The sequence below is a fragment of the Kitasatospora sp. NPDC093102 genome (assembly GCF_040683915.1).
Taxonomy (GTDB): Bacteria; Actinomycetota; Actinomycetes; order Streptomycetales; family Streptomycetaceae; genus Kitasatospora.
In genome coordinates, this window is sequence record NZ_JBFBFA010000005.1 from 1 (window position 1) to 15882 (window position 15882).

The window sequence follows — 15882 nt, forward strand, 5'->3', positions numbered from 1 at the left end:
CCTACGACCCCGCCACCCACCAAGCCAACAACAAGATCAAAACGACTCCCGAGACGGCGCTGGCGGCATAGGGGTTGACTCAGGAAACTCATGCGGCGAGCCTCCCCGGGTGCGGGGCCTCCGAATCCGGGCAAGCGTGGAGGGGAGGGAGGTGATGGCCGTGGAGCCGACCGTTGCCGAACTGCTGGACCGGTTCGGCCGCACCTACGCGGAGGAGGCCGGGATCACGCTGCGCGACAAGCCCTCGCCGCTCTACCGGCTGCTCGTCCTGACCGTGCTGTGCTCGGTGCGGATCAGCGCCGCCACCGCCACCGCGGCGGCCCGGGAACTGTCCGCCGCCGGGCTGCGGACCCCGCGCGCGATGGCCGACGTCCGGCGCGCGACGCTCATCGCGGCGCTGGGCCGGGCCCACTACGTGCGCTACGACGAGAGCACCGCCACCGCGCTCGGGCAGGGGGCCGAGCTGCTGCTCGACCGCTGGCACGGTGACCTGCGGCGGCTGCGGGAGGAGGCGGGGGGAGAGCCGGAGCGGATCGGCGAGCTGCTCCGGGAGTTCCCCCGGATCGGGCCGGTCGGCGCCGGGATCTTCCGGCGCGAGGCACAGGCGGTCTGGCCCTCGCTGCGGCCGTACTTCGACGAGCGGGTGCTCGTGGAGGCCCGGACGCTCGGGCTGCCGGGCGAACCGGACGGACTGGCGGCGCTGGTCGTCCCGGGGGACCTGGCCAGGTTGGCGGCGGCACTGACCAGGGCGAGTCTGGCGCACGTCGGCGCCGGGTGAGATCGGGTCGTCCCGGGGTGGGGGCAGCCGTCCCGGAACTCGGTGGGGCCCGGTGGTCCGAAGGGCGCGTGCGGGGTCAGGCCATCCAGAAGAAGACCGCGGTCATCCGCCGCTCGGCCAGGTCGGTGCCGTAGTAGCCGGTGGCGCTGTGGATCAGGTTGGCGTGGTAGAGGAGCAGTTGGTTGTAGCGGTTGGGGACGCGCACGTCCTCGGTGAAGTGATCGGCCGGCACGTGGCGGGTGCCGAGCGCCTCGACCAGGTTGTTGTGCGGGGCGTTGACCAGGTTGCCGCCGAGCCGGCCGCCGGGGAACTGCTGGCGGTAGAAGCTGGTGCCGGTGTCCTTGGGGGCGCCGGGGCTGAGGTAGAGGACGGCGGCGTATCGGCAGAGTGCGCGGGAGTCGGTGTGCGGGCGGGACTCCGACTCCCCGGCGCCGACGACCTGGACGCAGTTGTGGTTGAGCGTGCCGCTGCCCGGGGTGCTCTGCACCCAGAGCCGGGAGGCGCCGGTGGCCTTGCGGACCAGCGACTCGACCCGGGCCAGTTCCTCCGGGGCCAGGCCCGGCATGGTGCGCAGTCCGGGCCAGGTCTCGGGGCGGTGTGGGTAGCCCTCGGTCCAGTCCCCACGGGCCAGACAGCGCTCCCGGACGGCGTCCGGGTCGGGCAGCACACTGTCCAGGACCCAGTAGTCCCGGCCCCGGGTGGGCTTGCGGTAGGGCAGGACCGGCAGGGCGGTGGGCCTGATGGGCTGTGAGGGCATGGGCCGACGATAGAGGCGGTGATCGTCAACCTTCTGCCGTGAGCAGGTCAACCTTTCGTCAAGGGTGTTCCGGCCTGGGCACATTCCCGGGCCTCCGGTGCGGCGCAGTGTTTGGGTTCCCTACGCCTCCCGCACGGCGAAGCCCCCGAGGGTGCCCTCCAGGCGGTCGTAGGCCCGGGCCGCCGAGGGGCGGACCGCGGTGGCGATCGCCACGTGCTCCTCGCCGGCCAGGGTGCGGCGGAACACCTCGGCGAACACCGCGCGGTCGACGGCGGCGAGCAGCGCGGCGGCGACCCGGCACTCGAAACCGACGGGTATCTCGTGCACCGCTTCGGCCAGTGCCTCGGCGAGTGCCGTCTCGCCCTGCTCCTGCAGCTCGCGCAGCCGCGCGACCAGCGCGGGGCTGTCGAAGACGGTGCGGGCGAAGGCCGGGTCGGCGAAGCCGAGCCGGGCGTCGTGCCGGTTGAGCCCGGCCAGGCAGTCGCGGCGCAGCGCGGCGAGTGCGGACTCGCCCGGCGCGCGCCCGGCTACGGTTCCGGCGAGCCGGCCGACGAGCTCCTCGTGCAGGTCGAAGAAGAGGTCCTCCTTGCGCGGGAAGTGGTTGGTGACGGTCATCTTGGCGACGCCCGCGACGGCCGCGACCTCGGCGATGGTCGTGCGGTCGAAGCCCTGCTCGATGAAGAGCCTGGTCGCGGCGTGCGAGATCGCCTCGCGGGTGCGGCGCTTGTTGAGTTCGCGCAGGTTCGGGGTGGCCCCGGTATCGGTCATGGCAGGAGCGTAGCGCAGTTCGCTGGGTCGGGCACAGAAATTATGCTTGACCCAATCTCCGTGTCCGTCCTAAGTTCTCCTCGGGCGGTCGGAGCGGCCGCCGGGGAACGATTCGGGGAGGGCGCATGACCACATCCGTCGCGGCGAGGGGCCGGCCGGCAGCGGCGCGGCCGGCGAGGCCTTCCGGTGGGTGCCGGCCCTGTCCGCGCTCGCCGTCGCTCCGACACTGCTCCACCCGAACGCCCGCGAATCCGGCTGACCGCCGCTCGGTTCCCGACCGCCCGCACATGGAGGCACCCGTGTTCACCCGTCACCCGAACGGCCTTCGGCTGCTCAGCGTGCACGCGCACCCCGACGACGAGTCCAGCAAGGGCGCGGCGACCCTCGCCCGGTACGCGGCCGAGGGCGTGGACGTCCTGGTCGCCACCTGCACCGGCGGCGAGCGCGGCTCGGTGCTCAACCCGGCCGTGGACCGGCCCGAGGTCCGGGCCGACATCGCCCGCGTCCGGCGCGAGGAGATGGCGGCCGCCCGGGAGATCCTCGGTGTGCGCCAGCAGTTCCTGGGCTTCGTCGACTCCGGGATGCCCGGTCCGGACGAACCGCTTCCGGAGGGCTGCTTCGCCGCCCGGCCGGTGGAGCTCGCGGCGGCACCGCTGGTCGCGCTGATCCGGGAGTTCCGCCCGCAGGTGGTGATCACCTACGACGAGACCGGGGGCTACCCGCACCCGGACCACGTGATGACCCACCTGGTCACCGTGGCCGCCGTCGAAGCCGCCGGCGACCCGGAGCTCCATCCCGGGCTGGGCGAGCCCTGGCAGGTGCCCAAGCTCTACTACCACCTGGCGCTCTCCCGGGCCTGGTTCCAGTCCCTGCACGAGGCCATGACGGAACGGGGCGTCCCCTCGGAGATGGGCGAGCTGCTCACGGGCTGGCCCGATACCCCGCCCGCCCTGGCCACCACCACCCGGATAGCGTGCGCCGAGCAGTTCGCCGTACGGGACGCGGCGATGCTGGCGCACGCCACCCAGGTCCAGCCGGGCGTGGCCTTCATGTCCCATCCGCGGGACATCGAGCGCGAGGTCTGGCCGACCGAGGACTACCACCTCGCCCGGAGCCTGGTGCCGGGGCCCGGCGAGACGGCCGTGGCGGGCGAGATCGAGACCGACCTGTTCGCCGGGCTCCGGGCGGAGGCGGGGGCGGGGGCGGGATGAGCCTCACGGAGGGTGCGATGGCGGCGGGGGCCGTCGTCGTGCGGGCGGTTGCGATGCTGTCCGGTGCCGTGTTGTTCACTGCGGCATCGGCTGTCGCCCGTTCAGCACTGGCCGTCGGCGAGCACGTAGTAGCCCGGGCCGGTCTGCTTCAGGGTGTGGCTGACGAAGGTGTTCCAGAGCCCCATGCTCTGGCCCGAGCCGAGCGCGTAGGTCAGGCCACCGCTCCGGGTGGCGCGGCCGGCCAGGACCTGGTCGTAGTTGCTGGCGGTGAAGCACTGGAGCGTACCCCCGCCCGGGGTGGTCGCCGTCACCACCGCCGACCGGGTGCCGACCGTGCCCGACCCGTCGACCGCCGCCACGGCGTAGCCGTACGTGGTGCCGGCGGTGAGCCCGGTGTCGGTGAAGGCCGTCCCGGTCGCGCTGCCGACCTGGGTTCCGTTGCGGAAGACCTGGTACGAGGCCGCACCGCTGACGGCCCGCCAGCCGAGGGCGACCGACCCTGCGGCGGCGGTTGCGGTCAGCCCGGTCGGGGCCGGCAGCCCGGGATCGGTGGGGCCGGAGCCGCTGTCGAGCCCCCAGAACTGCGCGGTGTAGTAGCCGGAGCAGACCGTGTCGAGGAAGTAGGCGCCGGTCGCTCCGCACTGGTCGGCCGCGGAGCCCGGGTGGACGGCCAGGCCGTGCCCCATCCCGCTGATCGTGAACAGGGCCACGGCGGGCTTTCCGCTCGCGTCGGCGTAGAGCTCCTGGGTGGTGCCGCCGGGGAGGCTCCGGGTGCTGGTCGGCTGACGGCCGACGCCCTGGACGTTCGTCCACTGGTCCCGCAGCTCGGTCGCGTTCACCGGCCTGACCACGGTGTCGGCGGTGCCCTGCCAGATCGCCACCCTGGGCCACGGCCCGGTGTAACCCGGGTACGCGGCCCGGACCTTGTCGCCCCACTGTGCCGGGGTGAGCCCCTGGTCGGAGTTCTGGCAGCCGGACGCGGCGGCCTGGGTGGTGGCACAGTGGGCGGGCAGCCCGGAGTCGATCGCCCCGCCGGCGAACACGTCGGGGTAGTCGGCCAACAGGTCGGCGGCCATCCCGCCGCCGGCCGACAGCCCGGTGACGAACACCCGGTGGGCGTCCGAGCCGTACAGGGACTCGGCCTTGGTGACCATCTCGACCACCGACCTGGCCTCGCCGACGCCTCGGGCGGCCTTGCTCGCGTCGAACCAACTGAAGCAGGAGAGGCTGTTGTTGACGCTGCTGGTCTGCGGGAACACCACCGCGAAACCGTACTGGTCGGCGAACTTGGTCCAGCCGGAGTTGCGGTAGTAGTCGGTGGCACTCTGGACGCAGCCGTGCAGCGCGACCACCAGAGGAGCGCCGCTGGGCAGCCCCGCCGGGGTGTAGGTGTACATCGCGAGGTTGCCCGGGTTGGTGCCGAACCCGGTGACCTGCTGGAAGCTGCCGCTCGTGGCCGCAGCGGCGGGGGACGCGGCGGGGGCCGTGGTGGGGGAGGCGATGGCCGCGCCGGGTGCGGCGGCACCGAGCACGAGAGCGGCGGCGGTGAGCAGCACCGCTGCGGTGGGGCGCAGTGGCATGGGGGCTCCTGGGTGGGGGAGGAGTGGGGGTCGGACCCGTGCAGCGTGGCGCGCCCGGCGCCCCGGTGCCATGTGGCGGTCATCCGGGGTCCGCCGCCCGGCCATGGCGCGGGCCGCCATGGCCCTGCGGCTCTGCCGCACGTCCTGGCAACCGCCGGGGGCCGTAGCCGCCCTGCGGCCGAAGGCACTTGAGACGAACGGCCGGAGCGGGCAGGTTGATCTCATGACGACCGATGAGATCGCCTCCGAAGGCCCGCAGCCCACGAGCGGTCCGGAGCAGCGCACCCGGACCCACACCTGGACGCCCGGCCCGCCGATCGCCGACCACGCCCACCTGACCGGAGAGGAGATCCTGCTGGAGTGGATCGCCGGGCGGATCCCGGAGCCCTCGATCTGCAGCACCATGGGCTTCCACCTGACCGAGGTGAAGCCGGGGACGGCGGTGTTCCAAGGTGAACCCGGAGACCACCTCCACAATCCGATGAACACCGTGCACGGCGGCTACCTGGCCACCCTGCTCGACTCGGCGCTCGGCTGCGCCGTGCTGAGCAGGCTGCCGGCCGGGGTGGGCTACACCACCACCCAGCTCAACGTCCACATGCTGCGCCCGGTGTTCGCCGACTCCGGGACGCTGCGCTGCGAGGGCGTGGTGCTGCACCTGGGCCGGACGATGGCGACGGCCGAGGCCAGGGTGGTCGGCGCGGAGAACGGCAAGCTCTACGCACACGCCACCACCACCTGCGCGATCCTGACTCCCCGCCCGGCGTCCTGATCCGGCGTCCGGACCGGGTGCCCTGGTCCGGCGCCCTGCACGCCCGCGACACACCCGCGCCAGGGAACGGGCGGGCCCCGGCCGCAGCAGCAGCGACCGGGGCCCGCCCGGGGCAGGGGAGACCCGAGGCGAGCGGAGCCCGGAGTCCGGTGGTGGTTCAGAGGGCCGCGAGTACCCCGCAGAGGGCGATGAAGCCGCAGATCCCGAAGTTGACCAGCTTGTGCGAGAGGAAGATCGCGGCGAACTCGCGGATGGTCGCGCTCGGCCAGTAGTAGCGGGCGGTGGGCGACCCGAAGACGTGGCCGTTGACGCCGGTCTCGCGGGCGAGCAGCGCGGCTCGGAAGGCATGGAAGTTGTTGGTGACCACGACGCAGTGGTAGCCGGGCTTGGTCTGCTCCATGATGGCCTTGCTGAAGAGCAGGTTCTCCTCGGTGGTGCGCGAGCGGTCCTCCCGCTCGATGTGCTCCTCGGGGAAGCCGCGTTCGACCAGGTAGTCGGCCATCGCGTGGGACTCCGGCAGCTTCTCGTCCGGCCCCTGGCCGCCCGAGGTGATCAGTACCGGTGGGTTGCCGCGGGCGGCCTGCTCCTCGTACACCTCGCGGCCCCGGTTCAGCCGGCTGGCCAGCAGCGGCGGGACGCGCTCGCCGCCGATCAGCCCGGAGCCGAGCACGACCACGAAGTCCACGTCCCGGCGCGGCCGGTGGCGGCCGTAGAGGAAGGCGTAGCCGACGAAGCAGGTGAACAGGAAGGAGACGTAGCCGACCACCAGGACCGCGGTGCCGGCCAGGGCGGCCAGCTGCCGGGAGTGGATGACGAGGGCCGCGACCAGCAGCCCGATGACCCCGAGGATGCCCAGCCCGGCGAGCAGCGACAGCAGGTTCGCCGGCCGCCTGCCCTCCTTGCGGATCATGGTCAGGCCGTTGGCGAGCAGGAACCAGACCAGGGCCGCCGTGCCGAAGGCCGGGAGGAGGACGATGACCGCCGCCACGACCGTGACCACCACGCTGGGCGCCTTGCGGAGTTCGGCGAGCATGGCGAGGGAGAGGAGGGAGACGGCGATGCCGAGCAGGACGGCGTTGCTGAACTGGCGACGGTCGCGTAGTACCCCGATTCCGAACAACAGGAAGAACAGGGCGGCTGGGGCATAGGCGATCATGCGTCACTATCGTAGGGGTAGTCCACCTGGACGAGCCGCCCGGGCGCCCGGAGGCGTCGAGGGCCCCGGGGAAGAGCCCGGCGGCGGCCGGGCCGGTCCGTCGCAGCTCAGGCGAAGCGCTCGATCGCGGCCAGGATCGCTTCACTCATCAGCGGGCTCCCGGTGTGCCCGGCCTCGTCGATGACCGTCAGCCGGGCGTCCGGCCAGACCTTGGCCAGCTGCCAGGCGGTGTCGACCGGCCCGCCGAGGTCCAGTCGGCCGTGGATCAGCTCGCCGGGGATCCCGGCCAGCCGTCCGGCGTCGCGCAGCAGTTGGCCGTCCGGCAGGAAGGCCTGGTGCGAGAAGTAGTGCGCGGTGATCCGGGTGAAGGTCATCAGCGCGTCGGACGGGCGGTCGGTGTACGCGTTCGGCTTGCCCAGCGTCTCGTGCGAGATGACCGCGTCCTCCCAGGCGGCCCAGGCGTTGGCGGCGGCCCGCCGGACAGACTTGTCGGTGCTGTTGAGCAGCCGGCTGTAGGCGGCGAGCAGCTCGAAGGTGTCCCCGTCCCGGTCGGCGGGCGGCAGGAAGTCCCGGAACTCCTCCCAGGGCCCGGGCAGGAAGCGGCCCACGCCCCGGTAGAGCCAGTCGGTCTCCTCGGGGCGGGTCATGGTGACTCCGCAGATCACGATCGCGGAGACCCGTTCCGGGTGGGCCTGCGCGTACGCGAGGATCAGGGTGGAACCCCACGAGCCGCCGTACAGCAGCCACTTGTCGATGCCGAGGTGCTCGCGCAGCCGCTCCATGTCGGCGATCAGGTGAGCGGTGGTGTTGTGCTCCAGGCTGGTCGACGGGTCGGCGGCGGGCGGGCGGCTGAGCCCGCAGCCGCGTTGGTCGAACTGGACGAGGTGGTAGCGCTCCGGGTCGAAGTACCGCCGGGAGCCCGGGTTGTGGCCGGAGCCGGGCCCGCCGTGCACCACCACGGCCGGCTTGCCCGCCGGGTTGCCGGAGGCGTTCCAGTGGATCTGCTGACCGTCGCCGACGTCCAACAGGCCTTGCGCGTAGGACTCGTAGAGGGGGTACGGCTCGGGCATCGGTGACTCCTCCGTGGTCGTGTGGGCGGGCCCGACGAGCCTATCCGGGTGTCAGATCGAGGTTCAGATCCCGAGGTTCAGTCCGAAGGCGGCGTCGAAGGACGCGTACCCGACGCACAGGACCAGCCAGAAGCCGAGCACGCCGGTCACGGCGGCCGTGATCCGCCCGATCCTGGTGCGCTGCTCCTTGGGCCTGCGCCGGTGTCGGATGCCGTGGACGAGCCCGAGCAGACCGAGTGCGGCCAGGCCGTAGGCGCCGGCCGGGCTGGCCTCGTGCAGCACCCGGGCGAGGATGAAGGCCCCCGCCAGCGAGGCCGTGGTCAGGGCCAGGAGCGCGATCCCGCCGACGAATTCGAGGACCAGCTCGCCGAGGCAGCCCATCGACTCCTCGGCGGCGTAAGCGGCCGGGCCGACCTGGCCGCCCGGAACCGGTGCCGGGTCCCCGGGCTGATGCCCGGTCGGCTCCTCCGGCGCCCGGTCCTCGGCCATGTTCCCTCCGTCTCGGTTCACCCGCTCTTGACTCGGCGCCGATCGTACCGGGTAGCCGGAGCGTTGCCGCAGGTCGGAAGGTCGGAAGGTCGGGAGGTGGGCTCAGCGCCGCTCCGGCGGCAGCAGGGCGGCCAGGCCGTCGAGGATCCGCTGGACGCCGAACTCGAAGCGGGCGTCCATGTTCGGCTCGGTGAGGTCGTCGGCCAGGTCGACCAGGTTGGGGAAGTTCTCGGCGGGCAGGGCGCGGAAGAGGTCTCCGGCGGCGTCGGCGATGTCCCGGCGGCTGGTGCCGAGGACCTCGGAGGCCGAGATCGGCGACTGCTCCTGGAGCACGAAGCCCTGGACGAAGGCGCCCAGCAGGTAACTGGCCATGGCGGCGTCGGCGTCGGAGAAGCCGGCTGCGCGGAGCCGGTCCAGTTGGTCCTCCATCAGTCCGAGCAGGTTCGGACCGGGGGCGAGCCGTCCGGCGACGACCTTGGCCGCGTCCCGGGTGTCGAGCAGCAGGTGGCGGTAGCGCCAGCAGTACGCGTGGAACTGTTCGCGCCAGCCGCCCTCGCGCGGCGGGGGCTCGGCGGAGCCCATCACCGCGTCGGTGAGCAGGTCGAGCAGCTCCTGCTTGTTGCGGACGTGCCAGTACAGCGAGGCCGCCTTGACGCCGACCTCGGCGGCGACCTTGCGCATGGACAGCCCGGCCAGGCCGTCCCGCTCCAGTACCTGCAGTGCGGCCTGGGCGAGAGCCTCCCTGGTCAGGGCGGGGGTTGCGTCGTCGGTTCCGGGCGTGCCGGTGTGGTTCTGCTGCATGGCTGTGCGGACGCCTCCGGCGGTGTGGTGGATTCCCGCTTGCAATCTAACACCGTTAGGTGCAATCTGTGGCTGTCACGCCAATCCCTAACAGTGTTAGGGGCTCATGATGGGGAGGGAACCCATGGAGGAGTCGAGCGCCCGCCGCCGACGGCTCGCGCTGCTCACGCTCTGCGTCACCATGTTCATGTCCATGCTGGACAACGTCATCGTCAACAACGCCCTGCCCCGCATCGGCCGGGAACTGGATGCCGGGATCAGCGGCCTGCAATGGGTCGCCGAGGGCTACAGCCTGGTCTACGCGGCCTTCGTGCTGACCGGCGGCGCGCTCGGCGACCGGTACGGCCGCACCCGGGTGTTCCGGCTCGGCCTCGCCCTCTTCACACTCGGATCCGCCCTGGCCGCGCTCGCCGGCACGATCGGCGTGCTGGTCGGCGCCCGGATGCTCCAGGGCGTCGGTGCCGCGCTGCTCACCCCCGGCAGCCTCGCCCTGCTGCGGCACGTCTTCACCGACGAGCAGGAGCGGGCCAAGGCCATCGCCACCTGGTCCGGGGTCTCCGCGCTCGGCCTCTCGGTCGGCCCGGTGGTCGGCGGCCCGATGGTCGAACACCTCGGCTGGGCGAGCGTGTTCTGGATCAACGTGCCGATCGGCGTCGCCGGCCTGCTGCTCGCCGCCCGGGTGCTCCCGGACATCCCGCCACGCGCCCGTCGGATCGACCTCGGCGGCCTCGCCCTGTCCGCCACCGGGCTGGGTCTGCTGGTCTACGCGCTGATCGAGGGCCCGTCCCGGGGCTGGACCGACATCCGGGTGCTCGGCTGCGGTGCCGCGGCCGCCGTGCTGCTGCTCGCCTTCGTGCTGCTCGAACTGCTCCTCGCCGAACCGATGCTGGAGCTGCGGCTGTTCCGCGACGGGATGCTGGGCGGCGCGCTGCTCAGCGGGTTCATGGTCAGCTTCGGGATGTTCGGCGCGTTGTTCTTCCTGCCGCTGATGATGCAGGGCACCCTCGGCTGGTCCCCGGCCGCCGCGGGCTACGCGGGGCTGCCGATGACCGCGATGCTGGTGGTCGCCGCGCCGCTCTCCGGCCGGCTGACCGCCCGCTACGGCCCGCGGCCCCCGCTGGTGCTCGGCCTCCTCCTCTGCGCGGCCGGCCTCGGCGGCCTGTCGCTGTACGGCGACCACGCCCGTTACCTCGAGTACCTGTGGACGCTGTTCGCCATGGGCCTCGGGATGGGGCTCACCTTCACTCCGGTGTCGATCGGGGTGATGCAGCGGGTCGCCCCGGCACAGACCGGGATGGCCTCGGCGACCATCAACACCCTGCGCGAACTCGGCGGGGTGCTCGGGATCGCCGTGCTGGGCGCCGTCCTGAGCAACCGGATGACCGAAGAGCTGACCTCGGCCCTGCACCGGCTCGGCGTCCCGCCGGAGGCCGTCGGCCCGATCACGGACGCGCCCACCGGTGCGGCCCATGGTGCCGGCGGTGCGGCCGGAGTGCTGCTGGAGCCGGTGCGGCAGGCGATGGACGGCGCCTTCGTCGACGGCATTCACCTCGCGCTGCGCTGCGGGGCGGCCGCGCTCGCCGTCACCGCCGTCCTGGTCGCCGTCCTGCTCGGACGGGCACGCCCGCTCGCCCCGGCAGCCCCCGGTGAGTCGCAGTCGGAGGACCTGGCCGGGGCGGGCGTCGCCTGAGCGGCCGACCCCGGTGGCGGACCGTCAGGAGATCAGCGGATCCCCTCTACCGCCGCCTGCGCCGTGCGGGCCAGCTCGCGTCGGGCACCCGCCCGGCTGGGCTGCGGGCCGGGCGGCGGTATCGGCGGCAGGAAGGTCACGTCGGCGACCAGCCCGCGGGCCGCGACCACCCGGGCGAGCGAGGTGAGCAGCCCGTCGTCCCCGATGAAGGCGGGCACGCTGGTCGGTCGTCCGTCCGCCAGCCGGTAGCGGATCGTCACCGGCTGGACATCGGCACCCGCCTCCACCGCGGCCTGGAACAGCGCGGGCCGGAACCGGCCGCTCTCCCGTCCGCACCAGGTCGACCCCTCCGGGAAGACGATCACCGGGCGCCCGGAGCGCAGCACCCCGGTCACCGCCGCCACGGTGTCCGGCAGCGTCCGCAGCCGGTCGCGGTCCAGGAAGACGGTGCCGCCCCAGGCGACCAGCGGGCCGAGCACCGGCCACTGCCGGACCTCGGTCTTGGCCAGCGACCGGCCAGGCCGCCCGGCGGCGAGCAGCGGGATGTCCAGCCAGGACACGTGGTTGGCCACCACGAGCACGCCGCCGTCCGCACCTTCGCCGGGGGGCCCGGCGAGGTGGACGGTCACCCCGAGGGCGCGCAGCACCACCCGTGCCCACAGCCGGATCAGCAGGGTCCGGGCACGGTGCGGGAACAGCCGGACCGGCAGGCTGAGCGCGACCCCGGCCAGCACCGCCGCCAGGCAGGCCGCCAGCCGCAGTGCCCGCCGGGGGTGCGAGACCTCCGGCGAGGCGTCGGCCAGGCAGGACTCGGGCCGGCAGGTCGCCGTGGGCAGCCAGGCGCTCATGACGAGGCGCCCGCGGTGGGTACGCCGGACAGGAAGTGTCGCAGGTAGCGCGGGTCGGTGCGCTCCAACGACAGCAGCACGTACAGGTCGGCGCAGTCGAAGTCCGGGTCGTGCGCGGGCTCGCCGCAGACCCAGGCGCCGAGCCGCAGGTAGCCGCGGAGCAGCGCCGGCAGCGCACCCCGCTCGGCGCGCGCCACCCCGGTGGCGTCCCAGCGCCGGTGCGGGGTGACCCGGTACTCCTCGGGCGCCAGGTACTTGGTGCTGACGGTGTCCCAGACCCGGGCCGCGGTGGCGCCGCCGTCGGCCAGCTCGATCGAGCAGCAGCCGCCGACCCAGGTGTTGCCGGTGTCGGCCAGGTAGCGCGCGATGCCGCCCCACATCAGGTTGATGACGGCGCCGTTGCCCCGGTGGTCCGGGTGGATGCAGGAGCGCCCGAGCTCGACCAGGCCGGGGCGGACCGGCGCGAGTGCGGAGAGGTCGAACTCGCCGTCGGAGTAGAGCCGTCCGGCCCGGCGGGCGGCCTCGGGGCGCAGCAGCCGGTAGGTGCCGACGACGGTGCCCTGCTCGCCCTCGCGGACCAGCAGGTGGTCGCAGTACTCGTCGAACGGGTCGACGTCCAGGCCCGCGACCGGGCTGTGCAGCACGGCGCCCAGCTCGGTGCCGAAGACCTGGTGGCGCAGCCGCTGGGCAGCGCGCACATCGTCCTCGTCGCGGGCGAGGGAGACGGTGTACGCGGCCGGGGCGGCGGGCCGGGGGCGGGGCGCGGGGACCGCCGGGGTGTCGTGGGTGGTGGTGACTGCGGACGGAGTGTACGTGGGGACGGTGGTCATGGCGGACCCTCCAGGGCAGCACGATCGGCGGTGCCGTGGATCACCAGGGCACCGTCCCGGTCCGCAGGTGGTTGGGCATGGACGCGAACCGGTCCCCGTGTTTCTCTCCGAGCCGGTTGGCATTTATGTTGCGGCCCGGGGGAGCGCAGATGTGCACCTGTTGAATGGGACCACCCGTGGCCCGGCGGTCACCGGCCCGGCACCGGGCGCTCGTCTGCCGGGGGTGGACAACACGCGCCACGGGGGCGTACGGCCGCACCGCACACCCCCGTCGTCACGCCCCCGGTGCCGCGATCGCGACGCGCGGCTCAGACGGCCCGCCAGCCCTCCGGGGCGACCCCGCCCGGGACGGCGCCGGCCGGGCCGTACGGCTCGCGGGTGTAGACGAAGGAGCCGATGTCGAGGTGGCTGACCGTGCCGTCGGGGTGGCGGACCACCCGCAGGGTCTCGCCCGCGTAGTAGTTCTCCAGCCCGGTCCAGGTGCCGTCCGGCTCGGGCCGGAAGCGCGAGCCCCGGCCGGCGCCGGTGAGCGGGGCGAGCTCCAGCATCCGCCCGGGCCGCAGCCGCAGGGCGGCCGGTGCGGCGCCCCAGTACCAGGGGCCGGTGAGCTCCAGCAGGTCCTGGTCGACCTCGGACAGCGGGCGCCACGGTTCGGGCAGCCGGGGCTCCAGTTCGGCGGTGAGCGCGATCAACCGGGCGGCCAGCAGTACGGTGTTGGCGCCGCTGGTGGCGTTGGAGAGGGCGTACGCGGCCAGGCCGTCGGCCTCGCTGATCCACAGGGCCGCCGTGAAGCCGGGCATCGAGCCGGTGTGCCCGTACAGCAACCGGCCCTCGTGGCGGCGCAGTTGCAGGCCGAGGCCGTAGCCGCTGGTCCACTCCGCGTCGTCCGGGGCGACGGCCGGGGTACGCATCTCGGCGAGGGTGTCGGCGGACAGCACCTTGTCGTCGCCTGCCGTCAGGAACGCCGCCCAGCGGGCCAGGTCGGCGACGGTGGACCAGAGTTGGCCGGCCGGGCCCATCAGACCGGTGTCGGTGAGCGGCTCGGGCAGCAGGACGTCGGCCCACGGGTGGACGGCGAAGCCCCCGGCGTGCGGGTGCTCGGGCAGCAGCGTGGTGCGGTCCATGCCGAGCGGGGCCAGCACCTCGCGGCGCAGCGCCTCGCCCCAGGGCTCGCCGCGCAGCTTCGCCACGAGCGCGCCGAGCAGCGCGTAGCCGGGGTTGGAGTAGTGGTTCACCCGCCCGGCCGGGTGCTTCAGCGGCTGCTCGGCCTCCAGGATGTCGCCGAGGCCGGGCCGCAGCGAGCCCTCGGTCCGTTCCCACCAGGGGCCGGGGGTCTCGGCGGCCAGACCGGCGGAGTGCGAGAGCAGTTGGGCGATGGTCGCGTCGTCGGCGGGGGTGCCCGGCAGGTGGCGGGCGAGCGGGTCGGCGAGGTCGAGCAGGCCCTCGTCGCGCAGTCGCAGCACCAGCACGGCGACGAAGGTCTTGGTGAGCGAGCCGATCCGGTACTGGACGTCCGGGGTCGGTGCGTGACCGTCGATCATGCTGCGGGCGCCGCTCCACACCGGCTGCCCGTCGCGCAGCACTCCGGCGACCATCGAGGGCGTGCGCCCCTCGGCCTGGGCGACGGCGAGCCGGTGCAGCAGGGCGCGGCGGGTGGCGGGCAGCAGCTCGCCGGGCAGGTCGGTCATGTGGGCTTCTGGACTCATCGTCATGTGTACGGAGAGTAGCCCAGCCCGGCCCCGGAACCGATCGAATAATCCGGTCCCGGGCATCCGGTCCCGAGCCCGGTGACAGGCTCAGTCCGGCAGCGGCGGCAGCTCCGGCCGCTCCAGCCAGGCCTCGAAGAGCGGGCCGAGCGGCGCGGAGGTGTACCGGGCGGCGTGCGCGCGCAGGTCGGCGGTGGCGACCACGCCGTGCCGGTTGGCTCCGGTCCAGTCCCGCAGCATCGCGAAGAACGCGTCCTCGCCGAGCGCGCGCCGCAGCGCGTGCACCACCAGTCCGCCCCGCTGGTACAGCCGGTCGTCGAACATCAGCTTCCGGCTCGGGTCGCCGAGCCGCAGGTCCTGCGGCAGTCCGGCCAGCAGCCGGTGCGCTGCGGCGGCGTGCACGGCCGCGCCCGGGCCGCCGGCGTGCTCGGACCAGAGCCACTCCGCGTACTTGGCGAAGCCCTCGTTGAGCCAGATGTGCCGCCAGTCGGCGATCGTGACGCTGTTGCCGAACCACTGGTGGGCCAGCTCGTGCGCGATCAGCCGCTCGCGCTCCCAGCCGCCGCCGAGGTGGTTGGTGCCGAAGGTGGCGACGCCCTGCGCCTCCACCGGGACGTCCAGCTCCTCGTCCGCGACGACCACCGCGTACTCGCCGAACGGGTACGGGCCGAAGACCTCGCCGAAGTACGCCGCCATCTCGGGCTGCCGGGCGAAGTCCCGGGCGAACGCGGCGGCCAGCCGCTCCGGCACGTAGCCGGTCTGCGGTATCGCCGGGCGCACCGCCAGCGGCACCGCGCGGTAGTGCCCGATCGACACCGTGACCAGGTACGTCGGGGTCGGCGCGCTCTGTTCGTACACCCAGGTGGTGCTGGACGCCCTGGTGGTGCGGGTCAGCAGCCGGCCGCTCGCCACCACCGTGAACGGGGACGGCGTGGTGACGGCCAGCTGGTAGGTCGCCTTGTCGGAGGGCCGGTCGTTGCACGGGAACCAGGACGGCGCGCCGACCGGCTGGCTCGCCACCAGCGCGCCCTCGGTCAGCTCCTCCCAGCCCAGGCCGCCCCACGGGCTGCGCACCGGACGGGGGTTGCCGGTGTAGTGCACCTCGACGGTGAACGCCGCGCCCGGCGCGAGCGCCTTGGCCGGGCGGATCCGCAGCTTGCCGCCGCGGTGGGTGTACCGGGCGGCCCGGCCGTCGACCAGCACCCGTCCGATCCGGAACTCGGCCAGGTCGAGCGCGAACTCGGCCAGCGCCGCGTCCGCCACCGCGCTCAGCCGGGCCGAGCCGGCCAGCCGGTTGGGCCCGGGCCGGTAGTCCAGCGCCAGCTCGTAGCGGTGCACCCGGAAGCGATGGTCGCCGCTGTTCGGGAAGTACGGGTCCGGGGCACCGGCGGCCGCGGGGACGTGCTTGGGCTTCACGGGGACGTGC

The 15882-nt window shown here is 73.6% G+C and carries 15 protein-coding genes; 4 read left to right on the forward strand and 11 right to left on the reverse strand.

The features are described 5' to 3' along the window. Positions 1-154 precede the first annotated feature (154 nt). Complete coding sequence (locus AB0O11_RS09295) at positions 155-778, forward strand: endonuclease (RefSeq protein WP_363383574.1); 624 nt, start codon at positions 155-157, stop codon at positions 776-778. A 76-nt stretch (positions 779-854) separates the two neighbouring features. On the opposite strand, the gene AB0O11_RS09300 is transcribed toward AB0O11_RS09295, so the two are convergent. Continuing rightward, positions 855-1535, reverse strand: a complete 681-nt coding sequence (locus AB0O11_RS09300) for a DUF6445 family protein (protein WP_363383576.1) — start codon at positions 1533-1535, stop codon at positions 855-857. A 120-nt stretch (positions 1536-1655) separates the two neighbouring features. After that, positions 1656-2303 carry a TetR/AcrR family transcriptional regulator gene (locus AB0O11_RS09305; protein ID WP_363383578.1) on the reverse strand — a complete coding sequence of 216 codons (648 nt, stop codon included), beginning with the start codon at positions 2301-2303 and terminating at the stop codon, positions 1656-1658. Between the two features lie 299 nt (positions 2304-2602). Here AB0O11_RS09305 and mca point away from each other — a divergent pair, with 299 nt between their 5' ends. Next, the gene (gene mca / locus AB0O11_RS09310; protein ID WP_363383579.1) at positions 2603-3514 is read left to right on the forward strand and encodes a mycothiol conjugate amidase Mca; all 912 of its coding nucleotides are present in this window, start codon (positions 2603-2605) and stop codon (positions 3512-3514) included. 101 nt (positions 3515-3615) lie between these two features. Here the strand turns inward: mca and AB0O11_RS09315 are convergent, their stop codons facing one another. Continuing rightward, a complete protein-coding gene (locus AB0O11_RS09315) occupies positions 3616-5094 on the reverse strand; it encodes a PHB depolymerase family esterase (protein WP_363383580.1) in 1479 nt (492 codons plus the stop codon). A gap of 223 nt (positions 5095-5317) precedes the next feature. Between AB0O11_RS09315 and AB0O11_RS09320 the strand changes: the two genes are divergently transcribed. Beyond that, a complete protein-coding gene (locus tag AB0O11_RS09320; RefSeq protein ID WP_363383582.1) occupies positions 5318-5866 on the forward strand; it encodes a PaaI family thioesterase in 549 nt (182 codons plus the stop codon). 157 nt (positions 5867-6023) lie between these two features. On the opposite strand, the gene AB0O11_RS09325 is transcribed toward AB0O11_RS09320, so the two are convergent. The 4 genes from AB0O11_RS09325 to AB0O11_RS09340 all read right to left on the reverse strand — a co-directional run bounded on the left by AB0O11_RS09325 (position 6024) and on the right by AB0O11_RS09340 (position 9382). Next, positions 6024-7022, reverse strand: a complete 999-nt coding sequence (locus AB0O11_RS09325; protein WP_363383584.1) for a YdcF family protein — start codon at positions 7020-7022, stop codon at positions 6024-6026. A gap of 107 nt (positions 7023-7129) precedes the next feature. Next, positions 7130-8092 (reverse strand): prolyl aminopeptidase, encoded by a 963-nt coding sequence (gene pip / locus AB0O11_RS09330; protein ID WP_363383586.1) that lies wholly within the window; start codon positions 8090-8092, stop codon positions 7130-7132. Between the two features lie 63 nt (positions 8093-8155). Then, positions 8156-8581, reverse strand: coding sequence for a hypothetical protein (locus AB0O11_RS09335; protein WP_363383588.1), 426 nt, complete (start codon positions 8579-8581; stop codon positions 8156-8158). 102 nt (positions 8582-8683) lie between these two features. Further along, a complete protein-coding gene (locus AB0O11_RS09340) occupies positions 8684-9382 on the reverse strand; it encodes a TetR/AcrR family transcriptional regulator (protein WP_363383589.1) in 699 nt (232 codons plus the stop codon). 124 nt (positions 9383-9506) lie between these two features. On the opposite strand from AB0O11_RS09340, the gene AB0O11_RS09345 reads away from it, so the two are divergent. Next, positions 9507-11072, forward strand: coding sequence for an MFS transporter (locus AB0O11_RS09345; protein WP_363383590.1), 1566 nt, complete (start codon positions 9507-9509; stop codon positions 11070-11072). 32 nt (positions 11073-11104) lie between these two features. Here the strand turns inward: AB0O11_RS09345 and AB0O11_RS09350 are convergent, their stop codons facing one another. The 4 genes from AB0O11_RS09350 to AB0O11_RS09365 form a co-directional block, all read right to left on the reverse strand. Then, positions 11105-11920 (reverse strand): lysophospholipid acyltransferase family protein, encoded by an 816-nt coding sequence (locus AB0O11_RS09350; RefSeq protein WP_363383592.1) that lies wholly within the window; start codon positions 11918-11920, stop codon positions 11105-11107. Continuing rightward, the gene (locus AB0O11_RS09355) at positions 11917-12750 is read right to left on the reverse strand and encodes a GNAT family N-acyltransferase (RefSeq protein WP_363383593.1); all 834 of its coding nucleotides are present in this window, start codon (positions 12748-12750) and stop codon (positions 11917-11919) included. The genes AB0O11_RS09350 and AB0O11_RS09355 overlap by 4 nt, the downstream gene beginning before the upstream one ends. 308 nt (positions 12751-13058) lie before the next feature. Continuing rightward, positions 13059-14462 carry a serine hydrolase domain-containing protein gene (locus tag AB0O11_RS09360; protein ID WP_363383595.1) on the reverse strand — a complete coding sequence of 468 codons (1404 nt, stop codon included), beginning with the start codon at positions 14460-14462 and terminating at the stop codon, positions 13059-13061. 84 nt (positions 14463-14546) lie between these two features. After that, the gene (locus AB0O11_RS09365; protein ID WP_363383597.1) at positions 14547-15872 is read right to left on the reverse strand and encodes a M1 family metallopeptidase; all 1326 of its coding nucleotides are present in this window, start codon (positions 15870-15872) and stop codon (positions 14547-14549) included. Positions 15873-15882 lie beyond the last annotated feature (10 nt).

Excerpts from the sequence above, each read along its gene's own strand:
- AB0O11_RS09315 (WP_363383580.1), bottom strand. The coding sequence starts at position 5,094 with ATGCCACTGCGCCCCACCGCAGCGGTGCTGCTCACCGCCGCCGCTCTC.
- pip (WP_363383586.1), bottom strand. The coding sequence starts at position 8,092 with ATGCCCGAGCCGTACCCCCTCTACGAGTCCTACGCGCAAGGCCTGTTG.
- AB0O11_RS09305 (WP_363383578.1), bottom strand. The coding sequence starts at position 2,303 with ATGACCGATACCGGGGCCACCCCGAACCTGCGCGAACTCAACAAGCGC.
- AB0O11_RS09360 (WP_363383595.1), bottom strand. The coding sequence starts at position 14,462 with ATGACGATGAGTCCAGAAGCCCACATGACCGACCTGCCCGGCGAGCTG.
- AB0O11_RS09345 (WP_363383590.1), top strand. The coding sequence starts at position 9,507 with ATGGAGGAGTCGAGCGCCCGCCGCCGACGGCTCGCGCTGCTCACGCTC.
- AB0O11_RS09295 (WP_363383574.1), top strand. The coding sequence starts at position 155 with ATGGCCGTGGAGCCGACCGTTGCCGAACTGCTGGACCGGTTCGGCCGC.
- AB0O11_RS09340 (WP_363383589.1), bottom strand. The coding sequence starts at position 9,382 with ATGCAGCAGAACCACACCGGCACGCCCGGAACCGACGACGCAACCCCC.
- AB0O11_RS09355 (WP_363383593.1), bottom strand. The coding sequence starts at position 12,750 with ATGACCACCGTCCCCACGTACACTCCGTCCGCAGTCACCACCACCCAC.
- AB0O11_RS09300 (WP_363383576.1), bottom strand. The coding sequence starts at position 1,535 with ATGCCCTCACAGCCCATCAGGCCCACCGCCCTGCCGGTCCTGCCCTAC.
- AB0O11_RS09335 (WP_363383588.1), bottom strand. The coding sequence starts at position 8,581 with ATGGCCGAGGACCGGGCGCCGGAGGAGCCGACCGGGCATCAGCCCGGG.
- AB0O11_RS09320 (WP_363383582.1), top strand. The coding sequence starts at position 5,318 with ATGACGACCGATGAGATCGCCTCCGAAGGCCCGCAGCCCACGAGCGGT.
- AB0O11_RS09325 (WP_363383584.1), bottom strand. The coding sequence starts at position 7,022 with ATGATCGCCTATGCCCCAGCCGCCCTGTTCTTCCTGTTGTTCGGAATC.
- AB0O11_RS09350 (WP_363383592.1), bottom strand. The coding sequence starts at position 11,920 with ATGAGCGCCTGGCTGCCCACGGCGACCTGCCGGCCCGAGTCCTGCCTG.